Annotated in this window: 17 protein-coding genes; 11 read left to right on the top strand and 6 right to left on the bottom strand. The window is 69.6% G+C overall.

Annotated features, from left to right (window positions below):
- Window positions 1–4: 4 nt before the first annotated feature.
- The 3 genes from MKL09_RS16300 (at window position 5) to MKL09_RS16290 (ending at window position 2,241) form a co-directional block, all read left to right on the top strand.
- Window positions 5–784 (top strand): DJ-1/PfpI family protein, encoded by a 780-nt coding sequence (locus MKL09_RS16300; RefSeq protein WP_244021776.1) that lies wholly within the window; start codon window positions 5–7, stop codon window positions 782–784.
- 47 nt (window positions 785–831) lie between these two features.
- Window positions 832–1,170, top strand: coding sequence for a heat shock protein HspQ (gene hspQ, locus MKL09_RS16295; RefSeq protein WP_244021775.1), 339 nt, complete (start codon window positions 832–834; stop codon window positions 1,168–1,170).
- Window positions 1,171–1,254: 84 nt separating this feature from the next.
- Entirely contained in the window at window positions 1,255–2,241 is a 987-nt protein-coding gene (locus tag MKL09_RS16290; protein ID WP_244021773.1) for a DUF4424 domain-containing protein, read from the top strand.
- 136 nt (window positions 2,242–2,377) lie between these two features.
- Here MKL09_RS16290 and MKL09_RS16285 read toward each other — a convergent pair whose 3' ends face one another.
- Window positions 2,378–3,151, bottom strand: a complete 774-nt coding sequence (locus MKL09_RS16285; RefSeq protein WP_244021771.1) for an invasion associated locus B family protein — start codon at window positions 3,149–3,151, stop codon at window positions 2,378–2,380.
- A 444-nt stretch (window positions 3,152–3,595) separates the two neighbouring features.
- Here MKL09_RS16285 and MKL09_RS16280 point away from each other — a divergent pair, with 444 nt between their 5' ends.
- Window positions 3,596–4,852 carry an AMP-binding protein gene (locus MKL09_RS16280; protein WP_244021769.1) on the top strand — a complete coding sequence of 419 codons (1,257 nt, stop codon included), beginning with the start codon at window positions 3,596–3,598 and terminating at the stop codon, window positions 4,850–4,852.
- A 161-nt stretch (window positions 4,853–5,013) separates the two neighbouring features.
- Entirely contained in the window at window positions 5,014–5,358 is a 345-nt protein-coding gene (locus MKL09_RS16275; RefSeq protein WP_092045112.1) for a hypothetical protein, read from the top strand.
- A 205-nt stretch (window positions 5,359–5,563) separates the two neighbouring features.
- Here the strand turns inward: MKL09_RS16275 and MKL09_RS16270 are convergent, their stop codons facing one another.
- The gene (locus MKL09_RS16270; RefSeq protein ID WP_244021768.1) at window positions 5,564–6,778 is read right to left on the bottom strand and encodes a UbiH/UbiF family hydroxylase; all 1,215 of its coding nucleotides are present in this window, start codon (window positions 6,776–6,778) and stop codon (window positions 5,564–5,566) included.
- A 290-nt stretch (window positions 6,779–7,068) separates the two neighbouring features.
- Here MKL09_RS16270 and MKL09_RS16265 point away from each other — a divergent pair, with 290 nt between their 5' ends.
- Both MKL09_RS16265 and MKL09_RS16260 read left to right on the top strand, forming a co-directional pair.
- The gene (locus MKL09_RS16265) at window positions 7,069–7,257 is read left to right on the top strand and encodes a type II toxin-antitoxin system HicA family toxin (RefSeq protein WP_244021767.1); all 189 of its coding nucleotides are present in this window, start codon (window positions 7,069–7,071) and stop codon (window positions 7,255–7,257) included.
- The gene (locus tag MKL09_RS16260; RefSeq protein WP_244021766.1) at window positions 7,254–7,715 is read left to right on the top strand and encodes a type II toxin-antitoxin system HicB family antitoxin; all 462 of its coding nucleotides are present in this window, start codon (window positions 7,254–7,256) and stop codon (window positions 7,713–7,715) included. Before MKL09_RS16265 ends, MKL09_RS16260 begins: the two co-directional genes overlap by 4 nt.
- Window positions 7,716–7,749: 34 nt before the next feature.
- On the opposite strand, the gene MKL09_RS16255 is transcribed toward MKL09_RS16260, so the two are convergent.
- Window positions 7,750–8,634, bottom strand: coding sequence for an alpha/beta fold hydrolase (locus MKL09_RS16255; protein WP_244021765.1), 885 nt, complete (start codon window positions 8,632–8,634; stop codon window positions 7,750–7,752).
- A 108-nt stretch (window positions 8,635–8,742) separates the two neighbouring features.
- Between MKL09_RS16255 and recG the strand changes: the two genes are divergently transcribed.
- Window positions 8,743–10,962 carry an ATP-dependent DNA helicase RecG gene (gene recG / locus MKL09_RS16250; RefSeq protein WP_244021763.1) on the top strand — a complete coding sequence of 740 codons (2,220 nt, stop codon included), beginning with the start codon at window positions 8,743–8,745 and terminating at the stop codon, window positions 10,960–10,962.
- 322 nt (window positions 10,963–11,284) lie between these two features.
- On the top strand, window positions 11,285–11,608 hold the full coding sequence (locus tag MKL09_RS16245; RefSeq protein ID WP_244021761.1) for a hypothetical protein: 324 nt from the start codon (window positions 11,285–11,287) through the stop codon (window positions 11,606–11,608).
- Between the two features lie 68 nt (window positions 11,609–11,676).
- Here MKL09_RS16245 and MKL09_RS16240 read toward each other — a convergent pair whose 3' ends face one another.
- Together MKL09_RS16240 and MKL09_RS16235 are read right to left on the bottom strand one after the other, a co-directional pair.
- Window positions 11,677–12,477, bottom strand: coding sequence for a DUF502 domain-containing protein (locus MKL09_RS16240; protein ID WP_244021759.1), 801 nt, complete (start codon window positions 12,475–12,477; stop codon window positions 11,677–11,679).
- Window positions 12,478–12,677: 200 nt separating this feature from the next.
- The gene (locus MKL09_RS16235; RefSeq protein WP_244021758.1) at window positions 12,678–13,592 is read right to left on the bottom strand and encodes a sugar kinase; all 915 of its coding nucleotides are present in this window, start codon (window positions 13,590–13,592) and stop codon (window positions 12,678–12,680) included.
- 804 nt (window positions 13,593–14,396) lie between these two features.
- On the opposite strand from MKL09_RS16235, the gene MKL09_RS16230 reads away from it, so the two are divergent.
- A complete protein-coding gene (locus tag MKL09_RS16230) occupies window positions 14,397–15,422 on the top strand; it encodes a PAS domain-containing protein (RefSeq protein ID WP_244021757.1) in 1,026 nt (341 codons plus the stop codon).
- A gap of 230 nt (window positions 15,423–15,652) precedes the next feature.
- On the opposite strand, the gene MKL09_RS16225 is transcribed toward MKL09_RS16230, so the two are convergent.
- Window positions 15,653–16,081: a MucR family transcriptional regulator gene (locus MKL09_RS16225; protein WP_244021756.1), complete on the bottom strand. Its 429-nt coding sequence runs from the start codon at window positions 16,079–16,081 to the stop codon at window positions 15,653–15,655.
- Between the two features lie 883 nt (window positions 16,082–16,964).
- Between MKL09_RS16225 and MKL09_RS16220 the strand changes: the two genes are divergently transcribed.
- Entirely contained in the window at window positions 16,965–18,371 is a 1,407-nt protein-coding gene (locus tag MKL09_RS16220) for an omptin family outer membrane protease (protein ID WP_244021755.1), read from the top strand.
- The last annotated feature ends 147 nt before the right edge of the window (window positions 18,372–18,518 follow it).

Raw genomic sequence — 18,518 nt, 5'->3', positions numbered from 1 at the left:
CCGCATGATTCCCGCCGAGACCCATCTGCAGATCGGTTCGCTCCTGTTCGAGGGGCTCGACCAGATCGACCTCACCGGCCCGTTCGAGGTCCTGTCGCGGATCCCGAACTCGACCTACCGGATCTACGGGCCGACCGCAGAGCCGGTGCGCGACCTGCGCGGGCTCCGGATCACTCCCGACGCCACCCTGGCGGAGGCGCCGCGCCTCGACGTGCTGCACATCCCCGGCGGCCAGGGCCAGGAAGCATTGATGCGCGACGCGGCCGTGCTCGGCTGGATCCGGCAGCAGGCCGCGGGCGCCTCCCACGTCTTCTCGGTCTGCACCGGCGCGCTGCTGCTCGGCGCGGCCGGGCTGCTGGTCGGGCGGCGGGCCACGACCTACTGGAACGCCGTCCACCTGCTGCCCTGGTTCGGGGCGGAGGCGGTGGACGCGCGGGTGGTGATCGACCCCGACGCCGACGGCCGCATCTGGCTGTTCGCGGCCGGCGTCACCGCGGGGATCGACGGCGCGCTCCGGCTCGCGGCCGAGCTGCGCGGCGACGAGGCCGCCCGGCTGATCCAGCTCGGCATGCAATACGCCCCCGAGCCGCCCTTCGACAGCGGCACCCCGCAGAGCGCCCCGCCGGCCATCGTGGCGCAGGCGCGGGCCGCGGCGGCCGGCATCACCGCCCGGCGGGAGGCCACCGCCCGGGCGATCGCGGCCGAGCTCGGCATCCCGGCTCCGGAGGCCCGGGACTTGCCGAACCGCACATCGGAGGCCGGGACATCGCCGCCGGCCCGGTGACACGCCCGGGCATCGGTCCTATCTGTCCGCTCTGAACGGACAGAGTCATGATGGACGTAACACTGAGAACCGCGAAGTTCGCGATCGGCGCCGTGGTGCGCCACAGGATCTACCCGTTCCGGGGCATCGTGTTCGACGTCGATCCGGTCTTCGACAACACCGAGGAATGGTGGCTGGCGATCCCCGAGGAGGTCCGGCCGCGCAAGGACCAGCCGTTCTACCACCTGCTCGCCGAGAACGCCGAGACCGAGTACGTCGCCTACGTGTCCGAGCAGAACCTCCTGCCCGACACGTCCGGCGAGGCCCTGCGCCATGCCGGCATCACCGAGATGTTCGAGCGCGACGCCACCGGCGGCTACCGGGTGCGCGACCGCGTCCGGAACTGAGTTCTTCGAAGAATCCGGTCACCCTCGGGCAATTCTTCGAAGATACTGCGGCGCGCGTCGCAGCGATTCTTCGAAGGTCCCGTCGTGATATCCCGTCCTCTCGCCGCGGCGTTGCTGGCCGCCGGCCTCCTCTGCGCGCCGGCCCGGGCCAATGACAGCGCCGCCGAGCTCGATGCCGGCGGCCTGGTCCTGAGGCCGGAACCGGGCATCGGCCTGGTGAGCGAGGATCTGTCGATCGCCCTCGACCGGATCCGCGTGTCCTACGTGTTCCGCAACCAGGTGTCGGAGCCGCGCACCGTCCGGATCGCCTTCCCGCTGCCGCCGATCGACGGCCGGACCTTGAGTTTTTCCGCCACCAAGCTCCCGCAGGTCGATCGGGCGAACTTCGTCGGCTTCACCGTGACGGTGGACGGACATCCGATCGAGCCGGAGCTGGAGGAGCGCGCCTTCGTGGGCGAGCGCGAGGTCGGCGACCTGCTGCGCCGCCACGGCCTGCCGCTCAACCCGCTGCGCGTCTCCGAGATCGACGCGGCCGCCAAGAGGATCGGCAAGCCGGACTGGGCGGAGCTGGTCAAGGCTGGGCTGTTCCCGGAGGCCGAGGGCATGACCGAGGGGCTCTGGCGCTTCGAGGCGACGTTCCACTGGCTGCAGACGTTCCCGGCCGACCGGGAGGTGCGGATCGCGCACAGCTACGCGCCGGTGAGCGGCTTCCACTTCGTCGACCCGAAGGAGGCCTCCCGCCCGTCCTACCGGGCGACCTACTGCCTGGACGAGGCCGGGCTGGCGGCGATTCGGCGCCTGCACGCCAAAGCACCCAGCGAAAGCGGCTACCTGCGGGCCTTCGTGGTGCCCTACATCGTCACCACCGCGCGCAACTGGGCCGCCCCGATCGGGCGCTTCACCCTGACGGTGGACAAGGGCAGCCCGGAGGCTTTGGCGAGCTTCTGCCGCTCGGGCATCCGCAAGACCGGCCCGACCACGTTCCGCTGGGAGGCCCGGGACTACGTGCCCGATCACGACCTCCGGGTGCTGATCGTCCTGCCCGGCCCGGGACCCACGGGGATCCGGTAGGCCGAGTCCAGGTTCCCAAAGGGCTGAGCCCTTTGGCGGGGCTCGGGGCGGAGCCCCGAAGCGCTGCTCAGGCAAGCGCGCATGAAAAAGGGGCCGGCCCTCGCGGTCCGGCCCCGGATCGGTCTCCGTTGCGGGATTACTTCGCCGCGGGTGCGCCGGCGGCCGGCGCGGCGCCGCCCTGCTGCTCGAGCTTCTTGCGCATGTCCTCGGAGCGCTTCTCCAGCTCGGCCTGGAGCTTCTTCTGCTGCTCCTCCAGAACCTTCGGGTCGATGGCCGGGCCGTCGAAGGCCTTGCCGAAGCCGGCCAGCGGCACCGCGAAGGTGACCTCGCGCTGGGTCTGGTTCTGGACCGAGACGTTGAGGGTCGTGCCCTTCTTCATCGCCGCGATGACGCCGGCATCGACGCCGCCGGCCTCGGCGAAGCAGCCGTTCGGGAAGCAGACCGCGAAGCGGCCCGGCGTCCCGGCCTGGCCGTCGACGTTGAAGCGGATGCCCGGCTGCAGCAGCAGGCCGAGCGGCAGCAGGTAGCGCACCACGCGCACCTCCTGCTTCTGGGCAGCGTTCTTCATCTCGTAGACGGCCACCGCCAGCACGGGCTGGCCCTGGTCGGACACGAAGTCGCGCGTCGTGTAGCAGATGTCGGTGCCGGAGCCCTGATCCTTGCCGCAGACCTTGGTCCAGTCGGCCTGGCTCGGCTCGGACTTCACGGTCACGATCTGCGGGCCGGTCTGGGCCGCAGCGCCGGCCGGCGTGTTGGCGGCCGGGGTGTTCGGCGCGGCGGGGGCCGGAGCGGTCGGCGCGGGGGCGGCGGGCTTCTTCGCCTGGGCCAGCGCCGGGGCGGCCGCGAGGCCGAGGCCCGCAAGACCGAAGAGGGCGGCGCGTGCCAGCGTCGCGGGGCGGGTGAAGGACATCGGCTCTGACCCCTTTGGAGAAACGTGGTGTGGCTTGCGGAATGCGGAGCCGGCCTGACGGGCTGGTCCGCCGGACCGCCCGGGCACGCATCGCCGTGGCGTGCCTCCCGGGGCTCCGGATGAATCGGTCCGACCATCGGGCGAGGATGGGCGCCGGATGCGCGCATCGCCCGCCCCGGCGACCGGGCGGCCTGCCTGTCCCCTCCGAATGAGGCGAAGGCATGACACCGCGGCATTGAGCGCCCTTCGGGGCGCCCTGTGCCGCAGCCGGCTCCCGATAGGCCCCTGCCTGCCCGGCCGCAAGCGCGACGTTGCCCGCCCCCCGGTGGCGCGCCCGGTCGCCCGGCGTGACGACAGCCTCGCTCAAGTGAACGGGTCTTAGCTGGGGGTTAACCATAGTCGGCCGACCATGCGGATGGATCTGCAGTTTGGGTGGGGGGCGGATTGAGCGCGTTCGCGGTGGCGGAGAGGAATGCCGACGCCGCGCCGGATGCGTCTGCGCGGCCCGGCGGCCTGTCGGCCAGCCTGTTCGCGGCGGCCCGGACCGGCCCGCAGCGCACGGCCCTGCGTGATTCGGGGGACCGGGCGGCGTGGTGCGGGCGCCCGCCGATCACCTGGACCTACGCGGCGGCGGCCGAGATCGTCGGCCGGCTTGCCCGCGGGATCGGCGCGTGGCGGCTGCCCGCCGGCAGCCGGGTCGGCTTGTGGTTCGCCGGCGGCGCCGAATCGGCCCTCGCCCACCTGGCCGTCGAGGCGGCCGGCCACCTGCCCTGCCCAATGCCGGCCCTCTGGGATGCCGACCGGCTCTCGGCCGGGATCGCGTCCGCCGGCCTGGTCGCCGTGCTGACGGAGGGCCGCCGCGGCGCCCGCCGTCCGGCCGAGGACCTCGCCCAGGCGGCCATGGGCCATTTCGGCCTGCGCTACCTCGCCGCCTTCGGTCCCGGCGTCCCGGACGGCGTGATCAGCCTCGACGCGATGGCCCTGGAGCGCGGGGTCGCCGAGCCGGTCGCGAGCCGCGGCCTCGTCACCTTCGTGGCGGGCGATCCGGGCCGGCCGGTCTACCGCAGCGCAGCGGCGCTCGCGGCGGCGATCGATGTCCATCTCGACGCGCTCCCGGTGACCGCGGAGGAGCGGATCCTGACGCTCCTGCCGGCGCACGACCTGCGCGGCCTGGTCACCGGCCTCGGCGCGGCACTCGCGGCCGGGGCCAGCCTCGAGACCGTGATTCCCTTCGACGAGGCGGGGTTCCGCGCCGGCCTGATGCGGCCGGTACCGACGCGCCTCGTGGTCCCGTCCCTGATCGAGGCGGCGCTCGCCGCCCTGCCCCTGCCCTGGACCGTGCGGGCGCTCCACGTGGTGCACCGGGCGCCCGCGAGCACGATCCTGGACGCCACCGGCGAATCGGCCGGCCCGCGCCGCCTCGATTCGCTGGTCTTCGACGAGGACGCGGTGCTCACCCGTCTCGGCGGGCGCGACCTCGCCGCGACCCTGGCCGATCCGGAGCGGGCGCCCCTGCCCCGGGCGCTCCTCGACCTCGCATTCCTGGACCTCGGCGGCGATCAGGACGGCCCGCTGGCCTATCGCGGTCTCGCCTGCGCGACGGCGCCCCTCCCCCGCGCCGGCGTCCCGGAGCCGGACGCCCAGGCGTGGCGGAACTCGGGCTACCGGCCGACCCCGTCCGGCGGGGTCGAGACCGCCTGAACGGCGGACGATCGTCGGTTCATCCGGCGCTCAGGCGTGGCGGATAATCTCGCAGGCGCACACGGAAGGACGGATCCGATCCGCGCCTTCGTGGGTTTCGCTTCGGATTGTGGTCCTGGCTATCTTCCCAAGCCACGCTTCATGAGGTACCGCTCAAGCCTATGGGTGCGCTGCAACAAGTGCTCGTGGTCGATGACGGCGTCCGCGCCGTGGACCGGTCCCTTTCGGGCGAGCTGGCCAACCTCGGCTACGCGAGCGTCACCGCCTCGATGGAGGCGGCGGACGATGTTTTGGCCGTGATCGCCCGCCCGGCGGCGGTGCTGCTCCAGGCCCCCACCCGTCGTGATCCCGCCTATGCCCGTCGCGCCGCCCGCCTGCGCGGCCAGCTTCGCGACCGCGGCATTCCGGTTCTCCTGATCGGCGACGCGGGCGAGTCCAAGGCCGGCGGCCCGGTGGACCTCGCAACCCGCCTCGGCGCCTACGTAGCGGCCCAGCCGGACCTCTAAGAGACCGCTTCGACCGAAGCCTCGCTCCCGTCATCGCGAGCGCAGCGAAGCAAGCTAGGGCAGCGCGCCGTCTCCCGAACTGTAGCGCATCACTGGGTCGCTTCGCTGCGCTCGCGATGACGGACCAGGATGGCACGCCCGAACGATCGCGTCCGAGTCGGCCAGGGCCACGACGTCGCCCTCAGCTCCCATCGAAAGAATGCGCTCAGCGCGCCCCGCGCATCAGTTCCGGCGCCCCGAGCCGCGGCAGCACGCCTTCGCGCATCACGATCCGCCGGAGCGGGCCGAGATGGGACATCGCCAGCAGCCCGAGGCCCCGGAGCGCGTCGACCGGCAGGAGGTCGGTGAGCAGGCTGCGGTTCAGGAGATCGACCGCGGCGGTGCGCGCGGCGGCATCGAGGCGGCGGCTCCGGGCGTAGCCGTCGAGCACCGGCCGGGTGCCCGGATCACGGCCATCGCGGGACGCGGCCACCAGCGCGTCGCGCAGGGCGGCGGCGTCGCGCAGGCCGAGGTTCAGGCCCTGCGCGCCGATTGGCGGGAAGACGTGGGCCGCCTCGCCGACCAGCGCCAGGCGCTGCGCCACCGGACTCGACACGGAGAGGCCGCGCATCGGCACGAGGCCCCGCGGGCCGTCGACCCGCATCGCGCCGAGCATCGCCCGGGCCTGCCGCTCCACCGCCTGGCCCAGGCCGGCATCGTCCAGGGCCGCGAGGCGCCGCGCCGCGCCCTCCCCGGTGACCCAGACCAGGCTGGACCGGTGCCCGCCCGGCAACGGCACCAGGGTGAACGGGCCGGAGCGGGTGTGGAACTCTGTGGAGACGTCCCGGTGCGGGCGCTCATGAGCGAGGATCGTCGTGATGGCGCTCTGCGGGTAGGTCCAGTCGCGCACGCGCACGCCGCTGGCGGCCCGGAGCGGGGACCGCGCGCCGTCGGCGCCGACCACGAGCTTGGCCGCGACCGTGCCGCCATCCGCCAGGGTCAGGCGCGCCACCGCCTCGCCGGGGGCGGCGCCGGCCGCATCCGCCTCGACCAGGGTCAGATTCTCTTGGGCGCGGGCGCGGACCCGCAAGCTCTCGACCAGGCGGGCGCTCTCGACGTTCCAGCCGAAGGCGTCCAGCCCGATCTCGGCGGCCTGGAAGCGCACCGGCGGCGGCCGGAACAGGCTACCGGTGTCGTCGATGATCTGCAGGGTGCAGAGCGGGCTGGCATGCGGCGCCACCGCCTCCCAGGCGCCCAGGGCCCCCAGGAAGCGGACCGAGCCGTCGAGCAGCGCGACGGTGCGCCCGTCCGCCACGGGGGCGTGGCGACCGACGAGCGCCGTCCGGATGCCGGCCTGGGCGCTCGCCAGGGCGGCGGCGAGCCCCGCGGCCCCCGCGCCCACCACGGCGACGTCGAAAGGTGTGTTGGCCACTTCTGACATGCTGCCCGACGTTATCTTTCCAACCGCCCGCGCCCGTGATCCCGGTCGGTTCGGCCATCTCGGCCGAGTCGTCCTTATGGGACGGGTTCTATCTGAGTCTTCCGGTCATCCTGCCAATCCTGATCGCCACCGCCACGGCGCCGCAGGCCAGGGCCACCGAGAGGCTGACCTGCCCGGTGAGACCCCGCTCGCGAAGCAGCGCGCGGTCGCTCATGGGTCAGCATTGACAGGTGACCAGAACTCTACATTTCTGTTGACTTCCACGAATCTGTTGAACGCCCGATATCCGCATGAACGCGAGCGAACTCCGCAGGCTCCTCGCCGCGAAGGGCTGCACGTTCGAGAACCACAAGGGTGGCTCGGGCCATCTCACGGTCCGGCGCGGCGATCGAGTGTCGCAGATCCCGATGCATGGCGGCGGGAAGGAACTCGGCACGAGTCTCGTCAACCGCATCCTGAAGCAGTTGGACCTCAAGTGACTGGCTACATCTTCGATCTCGAACCCGACGACAACGGGACGTACCTCACGACCTGCGCGGCCTTTCCCGAGATCATCACGTATGTCGAGGATCCGGCCGCCCTCCCCGTGCACGGCTTGGGGGCCCTGGAGGAAGCCCTGGCGGCGCGCATCGCCCGCAACGAGGACATACCCGCGCCGGCGCCGGCGGAGGCCATAAAGGCGCCCGGCACCCAGGATGGACGCGTCATCAGGACTTGGGTGACGCTGCCGTTGCAGACCGACCTCAAGGTGATGCTCTACCGGATGCTGCGGAGCAAAGGCATCACGCGCGCCGAGCTGCAGCGCCAGCTCGGCTGGAACCGGGAGAGCGTCGACCGGCTGTTCAGGCTCGATCATCAGACCCGGACTGCGCAGTTCGACGCCGCTTATCGGGCGCTCGGCTACGAGCTGAGCGTGCAGAGCGTGCCGGTGGCTTGAGCGCTGCCTCTTCGCTTCGTCCAAGCGCGCCGTCTCACCCGAGGAACACTGAGAGCTCCGAAAAAACCTCCTCCGGCTGCTCCTCCTGTAGCGTATGCCCGCACTCGAGCGCCCGGCCGGAAACATCGGTGGCCTTCTCGCGCCAAGTCTCCAGCACATCGTAGGTCTGGCCAACCGTGCCCTTCGCCCCCCACAGCGCCAGCAGCGGCGCCGTGATCCGCGCGTCCGCATCGGCCGCGTCGTGCTCCAGGTCGATCCCGGCCGCCGCCCGGTAATCCTCGCAGATCGCGTGGCGGCAGGCCGGGTCGCTGTAGCAGCGCAGGTACTCGGCGAAGAGTTTTGGCGGGGTCGAGCCCGGGGTCTTGGACTGGCCCTCGATGTGATGGCGCAGGAAGTATTCCGGGTCGGCGCCGATCAGCGTTTCGGGAAGCGGATGCGGCTGGATGAAGAAGAACCACCAGAAGTACCGGGTGGCGAAAGCCTTGTCGGTGCGGGCGTACATCGTCGCCGTGGGGGCGATGTCGAACAGGGCCAGGCGCGCGACCCGCTCCGGATGGTCCAGGGTCAGGCGGTGGGCGACGCGGCCGCCGCGATCGTGGCCGACGAGCGCGAACCGGTCGTGACCGAGCGCCCGCATCACCGCCGCCGCGTCCGCCGCCATGGCGCGCTTGGCGTAGGCGGCGTGGCGTTCGCCGCCCGGGGGCTTGCTCGAATCACCGTAGCCGCGCAGGTCCATCGCCACGACCGTGTGGCGCTCGGCCAGGCGCGGGGCGACGTGCAGCCAAGTCGACAGGGTCTGCGGGTGGCCGTGCAGCAGCAGGACCGGCGGCCCGGAGCCGCCGGAGCGGGCGTGGATCGTCACACCCGGCGCGGTCTCGATCCGGTGCCGGTCGAAGCCCGGCAGAAAATCCGTCGCCATGCGGGTCGCTCGCCTCCGTGCCATGGGCCCGTGTACCTTGCGCCGCACTGGCGCGCCGGGATGCACCGGATGATAAGGCGGTTCCGGCAGGATGTCCGCCGAGCCACCATGACAGATGCACGCGCGACTCAGGACGCCGCCCCCCGGGACGCGGCCGTGAACGACCCGGACGCCGAGGCGCCGGAGGGCGAGGCCGTCCGCGCGCCGCTGCTGCGCCCGAGTATCCTCGATCCCCTGTTCGCTCCGGCCCGCGCCCTGCCGGGGGTCGGCCCCAAGATGGCGCCGCTGATCGAGAAGCTGCTCGGCACCCCGGAGCGGGAGGCCCGGGTGGTGGACCTGCTGTTCCACCTGCCCCAGGGCGGCGTCCCGCGCCGGCTGATGGGTTCGATCAGCGACGCGCCGGTGGGTGAGCCGGTGACCGTCGGGGTCACCGTGGTGGGGCACCGGCCGGCCCAGATCGGATCGGGCAAGCGCCCGCACCGGGTGCTGGTGGAGGATACCACCGGCGACATCTCCCTGGTGTTCTTCGGCATGCCCCGCGCCCGGGTCGAGAAAATGCTGCCGCTGGGCGCCCACCGCTACATCACCGGCCGGATCGACCTGTGGGACGGCACCCGCCAGATGGTCCACCCGTCCCGGATCGTCGACGAGGCGGGGCTCGCCGAGCTGCCCGCCGTCGAGCCGATCTACGGCGCCACCGAGGGGCTGACCTCCCGGGCGATCAACAAGCTCGCGGTGGCGGCCCTCGACCGGCTGCCGACCCTGCCCGAATGGCAGGACCCGGCCTGGCTGGAGAAGAACCGCCTGCCGGTCTTTGCGGATGCGCTCCGCGTCGAGCACCGCCCCGAGGAGCCCCTCCCGAAATCCGAGGATCCGCTCCAGCCGCCGCCCGCCACCCCAGCGCGGCGCCGCCTGTCCTACGATGAGCTGCTCGCCTCGCAACTGGCGCTCGCCCTGATGCGCGCCCGCCAGCGCCGCAAGGCCGGCCGGGTCAATGCCGGCGACGGCGCCTTGAGCGCCCGGATCCAGGCCGCCTTGCCCTTCGCGCTCACCGGCGCCCAGGCCCGGGCGGTGGCGGAGATCCGCGAGGACCTCGCCGCCCCGCGCCGGATGCTGCGCCTGCTCCAGGGCGATGTCGGCTCGGGCAAGACCGCGGTGGCCTTGCTCGCCCTAGCCTCGGCCGTGGAGGCCGGACGGCAGGCCGCCCTGATGGCCCCCACCGAGATCCTGGCCCGGCAGCATTTCGAGCGGCTGCAGCCGCTGGCCGGCGGTCTACGCCTGCGCCTGATGACCGGGCGCGACCGGGCCGCGGAGCGCAAGAGCACGCTGGCCGCCCTCGCGGCGGGCGAGATCGACATCCTGGTCGGCACCCACGCCCTGTTCCAGGAGGCGGTGACCTTTCGCGACCTCGGTCTCGCCGTCGTGGACGAGCAGCACCGGTTCGGCGTCCATCAGCGCCTGGCGCTGGGCGCCAAGGGCGAGGCGGTCGACTTCCTGGTCATGACCGCGACGCCGATCCCGCGGACCCTGGCGCTGACCTTCTTCGGCGACATGGATGTCTCGGTGCTCAACGAGAAACCCGCCGGCCGCCAGCCGATTCGCACCATCACGTTGCCCACCGAGCGGATCGACGAGGTGGTGGCGGGGCTCGCCCGGGCGATCGCCACGGGCGAGCGAGTCTACTGGATCTGCCCGCTGGTGGAGGAATCCGAGTTCATCGACCTCGCCGCCGCGGCCGAGCGCTTCGATGACCTGAAGCAGCATTTCGGCGACGCGGTCGGGCTGATCCACGGCAAGATGCCGGGTCCCGAGAAGGATTCCGCCATGGCCCGGTTCGCCGCCGGGGAGACGAAGGTTCTGGTCTCGACCACGGTGGTCGAGGTCGGGGTCGACGTGCCCGAGGCGACCATCATGGTGATCGAGCATGCCGAGCGGTTCGGGCTGGCGCAGCTGCACCAGCTCCGCGGCCGGGTCGGGCGCGGCTCCAAGGCGTCCTCGTGCCTGCTGCTCTACCGGGGGCCGCTCGGCCAGGTGGCGCGGGCCCGGCTCGAGATGATGCGCGACAGCGAGGACGGCTTCCGCATCGCCGAGGCCGACCTGAAGCTGCGCGGCGAGGGCGAGGTGCTCGGCACTCGCCAGTCGGGCCTGGCGGCCTTCCGGCTGGCGCGGATCGAGAGCGACGGCGACCTGCTGGAGGCCGCCCGGGACGATGCTCGGATGATCGTCGAGCGCGATCCCGCCCTGAAGAGCCCGCGCGGGCAGGCGCTTCGGGTGCTGCTCTACCTGTTCGAGCGCGACGCCGCGATCCGGCTGATCGGGGCCGGCTGAGCCGGTCGCCCGAGATATGGCTTTCCTGAACGGCGCCGTTCAGGAAAGCCGGCGTTCAGGAAAGCCCCGCTCCGGCCATGTGCGCTAGGGAACATGGCGCACGGAATCGCCGCCTGATGCATGGCAGGCACGCTCTTCGGGAAAGAACGTTATTGATCAGTGTCTTAGCCCAACATTCGGAAGCTTCGCCGGAAGCTCGGAGCTGGCGCGAAAGCGCGTAGGCAGGGCTCGTGACCTTGCATCAGCCACAATCCTCCCTTAACTGCAGATGAACGAATGGCCCGGTAAGCCGGGACATCACGGACGAATCTGGAGGACGAACATGTCGAACGGACTGTTCCAAAACCTGCCGGGCTCCCACGAGATGGCCGGTACCCAAGCCCTGCCGACCGAGCCCTGGCTGCTGCCGATCTCGGATCGGGCCGCCGCGGCGGTGACGAAGACATCGGAGGATCTGCACGCTGCCGTCCGGCAGGCGGCGCGTCCGTTCTGGCTGGCCGCCAATGGGCTCTGCATCGCGCTGGGGCTCGCCCTGACGCTCCAATGCGCCACCGGTTGGTCGCCGACCCCGACCCGCAGCGCCGTGACGGTGGCCCAGGCGACGCCGCCGACCATCGCGCCGCAGACGGCCTCGCTGCAGCGCTGAGCCCACTTTCAGCTGCCTGACGGTTCAGGGTCGTCCCGCTGGTGCGGGGCGGCCCTTTCCTTTGGGCCTCATGCGTCCTGCGGCTCCCGATGGGCCTCCGGGTCGGCCGCCTGCTGCGCCGTGCGCAGGGACGCCGCCATGGCATGCAGCCGGCCCTGTGGATCCTCCGGCTGGATCACGCCCGCCGACATCACGAGCTTCGCCGCGTCGTCGACGCTGATATGCAACTCCACCACGGCGGAGCGGGGCAGGTAGAAGAAGAAGCCCGTGGTCGGGTTGGGCGCGCAGGGCAGGAACACCCCGACCATCTCGTCGGCGCCGGCCGCGTTGCGGGCCTGGAGCGCACCCTCGAGTTCCGGGGAGGCGGGCGCCGACAGGAACACCACCGACCATGTGCCCTTCACGGGGAACTCGACCAAGCCGACCGTGCGGAACGAGGTGCCGTTGGCCGAGAACAGGGTCTCGAAGATCTGGCGCAGGCCCTTGTACAGGCCGGAGATCACCGGAGTGCGGGCCAGCAGCACCTCGCCGAATTCGATCACCGAGCGGCCGACCAGGTTGGCCGTGAGGAAGCCGAGCAGCGTCACCGCCAGGAACGCGATGACGAGGCCAAGGCCGGGAATCGAGAACGGCAGGTAATGGTCCGGCAGGTAGCTCGCCGGCACCAGCGGCTTCACGAACGAATCGATCAGCGCGATGAACCACCACGTGATGTAGGCGGTGATCGCCAGCGGCCCGGCCACGATCACGCCGGTGAGGAAATAGGTGCGCAGCCGCCCCCGGGCGCTGACCCGCGTCTTCGGGATGGCGGGGCCGGGCGCGGATGCGTCGGGCTCGGGAGCCTGAATCGGCGGGGAACTCGGCGCCACGGGTGCCCTCTCGGCCGCTCGATGCGCGGCGATCCTGCCTGGGAGCGATCGATCCCCCGAAAGGACAGGTAGCGGCTGCGCTTGCCCGCCTCAAGGGCGGCGGGCCGATCGGCCCGGCCTGCCGTCGGGCTTCGCCCGATGCCTCGGGGGCTCCGCCCCCGAACCCCGCCAAAGGGCAAAGCCCTTTGGAAACCCAACACTCAGAATGCCAGGGCCGGCATCGCGTCCCGGGGAATCACGGCGCCACGATGCCCGATCACGGCGCCCGCCAGACGGTGCGCCGCGGCGGCGGCGGCCTCCGGGGTCAGCCCGGCGAGGCGGGCCGCGAGGTAGCCGGCCGCAAAACTGTCGCCGGCCGCCGTGGTGTCGACCACCCGCTCCACCGGGCCGGCCGGAACGGCGATGTCGCTCGCCCCGTGCAGCACCCGCGCGACCGGGACCGGGCCGTTGGAGGTCTTGAGCACGATCTCGGCGCGGCCGCGATGGCGCAACACCTCGTCCGCGCCTGCCTCGCCGTAGAGCCAGTCGAGGTCTTCCACCGAGGCGAAGATCACGTCCGCCTGCGCCAGGGCCGCCCGGAACGCGGTGCGGGCCACCTCCCGGTCGGGCCAGCCGCGGGGGCGGTAGTTGGTGTCGAACGCGACCCGGCCGCCTCGGGCGCGCAGGGCCGACAGCGTCTCGGCGAGCGCCGCGCGCCCGGCTTCCCCGTAGAGCGACAGGCTGATGCCGGAGACGTAGACGAGGTCGTTGGCCTCCAGGGCGGCGCGTGTCTCCGGGGCGCCCGGCTCCGAGAACAGATCCCGGGCGGCGGCGCTGTCGCGCCAGTAATGAAAGCTGCGCTCGCCCGCGTCATCGGTGCGGATGATGTAGAGGCCCGGCATCCGGCCCGGCAGCCGGCGGATCCGGCCGAGGCCGATGCCCTCGCGGCCCCAGGCCTCCACCATCGCGTCGCTCCAGGGATCGTCCCCGAGCGCGGTCACGTAATCGACCGTCACGCCGAGCCGGGCGAGGTAGAGGGCGGTGTTGAGCGTGTCGCCGCCGAAGCCGCGCACAAGGCTCCCGTCCGGCCGCTCCGACAACTCGACCATGCACTCGCCGACGCAGGCGACCCTCATGCGGCTTCTCCCATGCGGCCGCGGACCGGCCCAGGGAAGGACGGGACTCGTTCGGCCCGGCCTGTCAATCGCATCGCTTCAAGCTCGGGCCGGACCATCCGGAGAATGGCCATGGGGCGCTGTCCCCACGCCGTTGCCCGCCGATCCAGTCCAGGATCCGGCACGGTCACCACCGCGTGTGAGGGGCATGCTGCGCGCCCGTTATTCAGCAACTAGTTCCGGATGGACGGATTCTTGCTTCGATGTCGATTTTCGGAGCTCTGAAATATTCATATGTGACGCGTGACATTCAGATTCGGTGAAACTCAAGCATCCAGTAATATTAACTCAAATGGACGGTGTATTGCGCACAATCGGTATTTCATTTTAGTGTAACATTAATCAAAATGTGTCACGTGGTTGATAAGGCATCGAAGCGGGTCGCTCAAACGCGCGAACTTGCCAATCGTTAGCGCGGTCGTGCAAGTTTTATCGATCTTAAACGGTGAGTACCGAGATTTATGCATAGGCGATCTACCTGCAGAGCGGGGTGAATCAGAAAGCAGACACACATAGTGTCTTCAGGATGATGTACGAATGAAGCCGATGTGTATCGATCTATCCAGGGGGCACGTTCGATTGTTGCGCACCACACGACACGCCTCAGCCTCGCATCGACTGCCGAGGAGCGGGTTTCGATCGCAGGTGCGGGGGATCGGCGTCGCCAATCCGTGTCTCGGACGACAGGCTTGGCCGAACGGGTCCGACAGGGGAAGGCCTCGATCGATGGCAGCGCGCAAGACTATGAAATCGAGATGACCTGAGATGTTTCATTCCGCTCTCAGCGCACTGACCTTTTCCTCCGGGGAATTTCTGACGATCACCGAGAGCCGGGGGTTGAGCGGGGCCTGGAGCTGGGTGCTCATGGGCGGCGAACAGATCTGGTCGCCGGGGTTCTTCCGCCTGCTCGGCCTCGTCCCGAATGCCGCGAAGGCGAGTTACGACCTGCTCCTGAGCCTGGTCCATCCGGAGGACCGGCATCGGCTGCCGTCGCTCGGCGAGGTCCGGCAGGGCCACGTCCCGCGTGAGACGATCGTCCGGGTGATTCGCCCGAACGGCACGATGCGTGTGCTCTCGCTGGTGATGAAGGCGCGCTTCTCCGGAGACGGCCGGCCCGTGGCCGTCAACGGCACAGCGCTCGATGTGACCGACCGCGAGCAAATGGCGCAGATGCGGCAAGAGGAGCGGCGGCGGCGGGGCGCCCTGTATCTCACGGAGCATATCACGTGCTTCTCGATCGGGCTCGATCTCCGCTTCGAATTCCCCTTCGAGGTGGCGCAACTGCACGGGCAGCCGTACGAGGATCTCTGCACCAACCCGTACGTCATGGTCGTTCCCGAGGAACGGCGTGCTTTTCAGGAGGCCGCTCAGGCGCAGATCGAGAAGCAAGAGTTCTTCCAGGGGATGGCCCATGAGCGCCTCGCCAACGGCGAACTGTGGCATTTCAAGATCATCTCAATGCCGGTTCAGGATCCGGATGGCACTTATCTCGGACGCTGCGGGCTGAAATACCCGGTCCGGAGCCCCATGCCGATCTCGGCGGCTTTGAGCGAGGGCCTCGACCAGGCCGTGACCGGCCATCATCTGCGCGCGGCCCGGGCCCTGCTCGACTGGTCGATGATGGACCTGGCCCAGGCGAGCGGACTGTCGCATTCCACCGTCCGGCGTCTGGAGGAGGACAGCGAGCATCGCGGGAGCCGCTCCCGTCTTCAGGCCGTGGCGTCGCTGCGCCGGGGCGGCATCCGGTTCATCCCGATGGACGACGGCACGCTGGCCGTGGCCAAGGGCTGAGCGGAACCGGTTTGGGCCGCCCTGAGATCGGCTCTCCGGGTTTGGACCACTTCGGCCGCGAAGAACGCCGCGGTCGGCAGGCGGAGCGCGGTTGAAGCACGCTCCAGGATCGCGCGGGAGCGCGGCGGGTCAAGCCCCGGCGCCCCGCATCGTCACGGCGCGCGTCCCTCGCGGTCGGTCCGGTCGGCCCAAAACCGGAGCCTGGCCCGCGTGGGGACGCGCGCGCGCATTCAGCCGACCTTGTGGCCGAGCTGGATCGCCTTGGCGATCTGTGAGCGCCGCTCGGCGTAGCTCGGGGCGACCATCGGGTAGTCGGCGGGCAGGCCGAACTTGGCGCGGTAGCGCTCGGGGGTGAGGCCGTGGGCGGTGAGGTGCCGCTTGAGCGTCTTGTAGGGCCGGCCGTCGATGAAGCTGATCAGGCCGTCCTGGCCGATCGAGGCTTCGATCTGCGCGGCCGTCGGGCCGGTCCAGGCCGAGGTCGAGCCGGCGGTGCTGCCCTGAAGCACCGAGATGGCGGTGTGAACCTGGTCGATCAAAACCGGCAGTTCGCCAACACCCACCGCGTTGCGCGATACATAAGCAGCGACCAGTGACGCCGTGCACTTGATCAGATCATAATTCGGTTCCGGTGCCTTTTCGTGAAATTCGATAGTGTTCATGATCCCCTCGCTTCACGCATCCAGGGCAGTTAAAGTTAGATGCGAGGAAATACCGATAATTTTACCGGATCCGATCGCTCGAACTTCCGCCTGATTGCTGACGCTCCGCCAAAATTGGCGACTAACAATACGAAACTGGGACGAATTGTCTAGGGTTTACCTTTGATAGTCTTTGAGCAATTTTTGCTCTACGATCTCAACACGAGGTTGCCAATCTTTGGGCTGGTGGCAAATATCGTTCATTCGTGAATGCCGACGCAGTACGCGTGTGCGTCGCGTGCCACCTGTCGCGTCTCCGGCCGCTGCCGGGGCCCTCGTTCGCGGACGATCAGGGCCGTGGGACGAAGGACTGGGCGTGCGCACGCCGGGGAAGGTCACGATCCGACGCTGTCCACCCCTTCTCGGGATGTCCCAGCATTGTCGATTGGACGCGAAGGAGAAAAATTTATTAATCTTCATAATAAAATCGATAATCTCTGCTAATAAGCGATTATTTTACGGTAAGCTTGCCTAAAAATTTCTGCGATGGTAGGAATTATTGTGATCTAATTTAGATCGAATGTAATTATGTAAGCCGGACCGTATGATGAAGAGACTTATTTTAGCTGCGATTATCGAAGCCTATCTCATCAATAGCTCGCACTCGGCGGATATTTTTAATAGACGCATCGTCGAATCGAGGAATGTACCTGTTTGGTCCGGGTTCTACAGTGGTCTGTTCGCGGGATACGGAGACCTGGAAAGCGCGACGCGGTTCGATTGCGTCGGGCCGAACGGGAAACGCGGCGCGGATGGCTGCCCGATCATCGAGACCCGGAAGGGAAGCGATGGCGCGTTCATCGCGGGTGGCGAGATCGGCTACAACAGGCTTTTCGGAGCTCACTTGCTCGTCGGCGGCGCGGCGGATTATCAGTTCACCCGCCTCTGGGATTACGGATCCCGCGAAGGGACTTTCCCAGCCGTCGGCGGGGGCGCCTACCGGTTCAGCACTGCGCATGCTGGGCAGCGGCTGGATAATCTCACGACCCTGCGCGGGAAGGTGGGTCTCACCGCCGGCCAGACGCTGGTCTACGCCACCGGAGGCCTCGCGGTCGGCAACGTTCGTATCGACACGACGCAAACGCGCCTCGGTGACTTTGGTCCCCGGTTCGACGCCCGTCGCGGTGACGTCCGCCTCGGCTACGTGGTCGGCGGCGGCCTCGAATATGCCTTCAGCGAGCATCTCTCCGCCAAGGCCGAGGGCCTGTACTACAATCTCGGCAGCCGTGCGGTCCTCGATGAACCAGATTTCGGTTATCGTATCGGCACGCGCGCCACGACGGACGGATTCCTGACCCGGGTCGGCCTCAATTACCGGTTCGGCGATGGGGTGCAGGTTCCGCGGTTCGCAGGTGCCTCTGTGGGGGGCGGCATCTGGGGGTTCGAGGGCGGCCTGCGCTACTTCTACAGTTCCGGTGGCCCGCGCTACACGCTCGGATCCGATCTGAAGCCCGGACAGGTCAATTCCCGGTTGACCTATCAGAGCACCGAGGCCCATGCCGGCGAGGGCTTCGCCCGGGTCGACCACAACCCGACGGGCCTGTTTGCCAAGGGCTTCCTCGGCTCCGGCGGCGTCACGTCCGGTAGCCTCTACGATGAGGACTTCCCGCCCGCCATACGGCCCTACACGAAGACCCTCTCGCGGATCAAAGACGGCGACATCAGCTACGGCGTCGTCGATCTCGGCTACACGGCGCTCCGCCGGGACGGCTTCAGCCTGGGCGGGTTCGTCGGCTACCAGTACGACGCTGAGCTGGCCAACGGCTATGGCTGCACCCAGGTGGCTGGAGGCACCATCTGCGCGCGCCGCCCGGTGCCGAACGACGTCAACGTCCTGACCGAGAACCTGCGCTGGAACGCCCTGCGCATCGGCCTCGTCGGCGCGGCGCGGTTCGACCGGTTCAAGGTGAGCCTGGAAGGCGCCTATCTGCCCGTCGTCGCCGCCACCGGAGTCGATCGCCACTGGCTTCGGCCCGACATCAACCCGCTCCCGCAAAAGGGCAACGGCGATGGCTACTTCGCCGAAGGCATCCTCTCGTACGACCTGACGCCGACCGTCAGCGTCGGTGTCGGCGGCCGCTACTGGCGGATGCAGACCGGTTCGGGCCGTATCAAGTTCCCGTTCTCCTCCGGCAGCCCGACCAAGTTCGAGACCGACCGCTACGGCGCCTTCGCCCAGATCTCCTACAAGCTGTCGGATCTGGGGCTCGGCGGATCGGACGTTCCGTCGGTTCTGGTGCGCAAGGACTGATCTGCGCTGACGCGAGCCTTGGGAGCGGTGACCGGTTCGTGTGAATCCGGTGCCGCGCCCATGATTGTGTCCCATCGGGTGGTTCGGCGAAGCCGTTTGTGCTTGGTGGATACCAGGCCGGGAGGCGCGGCGGCGGCAAGTCCATTA

Origin of the sequence: Methylobacterium sp. J-048 (assembly GCF_022829515.1) — a bacterium.
Classification (GTDB): Bacteria; Pseudomonadota; Alphaproteobacteria; order Rhizobiales; family Beijerinckiaceae; genus Methylobacterium.
Note: the sequence above shows the minus strand (reverse complement) of the source record. Positions and strands in the feature narration are given on the sequence as shown.

Coding starts and splice junctions, on each gene's coding strand:
- MKL09_RS16300 (WP_244021776.1), top strand. CDS start 5: ATGATTCCCGCCGAGACCCATCTGCAGATCGGTTCGCTCCTGTTCGAG.
- hspQ (WP_244021775.1), top strand. CDS start 832: ATGATGGACGTAACACTGAGAACCGCGAAGTTCGCGATCGGCGCCGTG.
- MKL09_RS16285 (WP_244021771.1), bottom strand. CDS start 3,151: ATGTCCTTCACCCGCCCCGCGACGCTGGCACGCGCCGCCCTCTTCGGT.
- MKL09_RS16275 (WP_092045112.1), top strand. CDS start 5,014: ATGGGTGCGCTGCAACAAGTGCTCGTGGTCGATGACGGCGTCCGCGCC.
- MKL09_RS16270 (WP_244021768.1), bottom strand. CDS start 6,778: ATGTCAGAAGTGGCCAACACACCTTTCGACGTCGCCGTGGTGGGCGCG.
- MKL09_RS16265 (WP_244021767.1), top strand. CDS start 7,069: ATGAACGCGAGCGAACTCCGCAGGCTCCTCGCCGCGAAGGGCTGCACG.
- MKL09_RS16255 (WP_244021765.1), bottom strand. CDS start 8,634: ATGGCGACGGATTTTCTGCCGGGCTTCGACCGGCACCGGATCGAGACC.
- recG (WP_244021763.1), top strand. CDS start 8,743: ATGACAGATGCACGCGCGACTCAGGACGCCGCCCCCCGGGACGCGGCC.
- MKL09_RS16245 (WP_244021761.1), top strand. CDS start 11,285: ATGTCGAACGGACTGTTCCAAAACCTGCCGGGCTCCCACGAGATGGCC.
- MKL09_RS16235 (WP_244021758.1), bottom strand. CDS start 13,592: ATGAGGGTCGCCTGCGTCGGCGAGTGCATGGTCGAGTTGTCGGAGCGG.
- MKL09_RS16230 (WP_244021757.1), top strand. CDS start 14,397: ATGTTTCATTCCGCTCTCAGCGCACTGACCTTTTCCTCCGGGGAATTT.
- MKL09_RS16225 (WP_244021756.1), bottom strand. CDS start 16,081: ATGAACACTATCGAATTTCACGAAAAGGCACCGGAACCGAATTATGAT.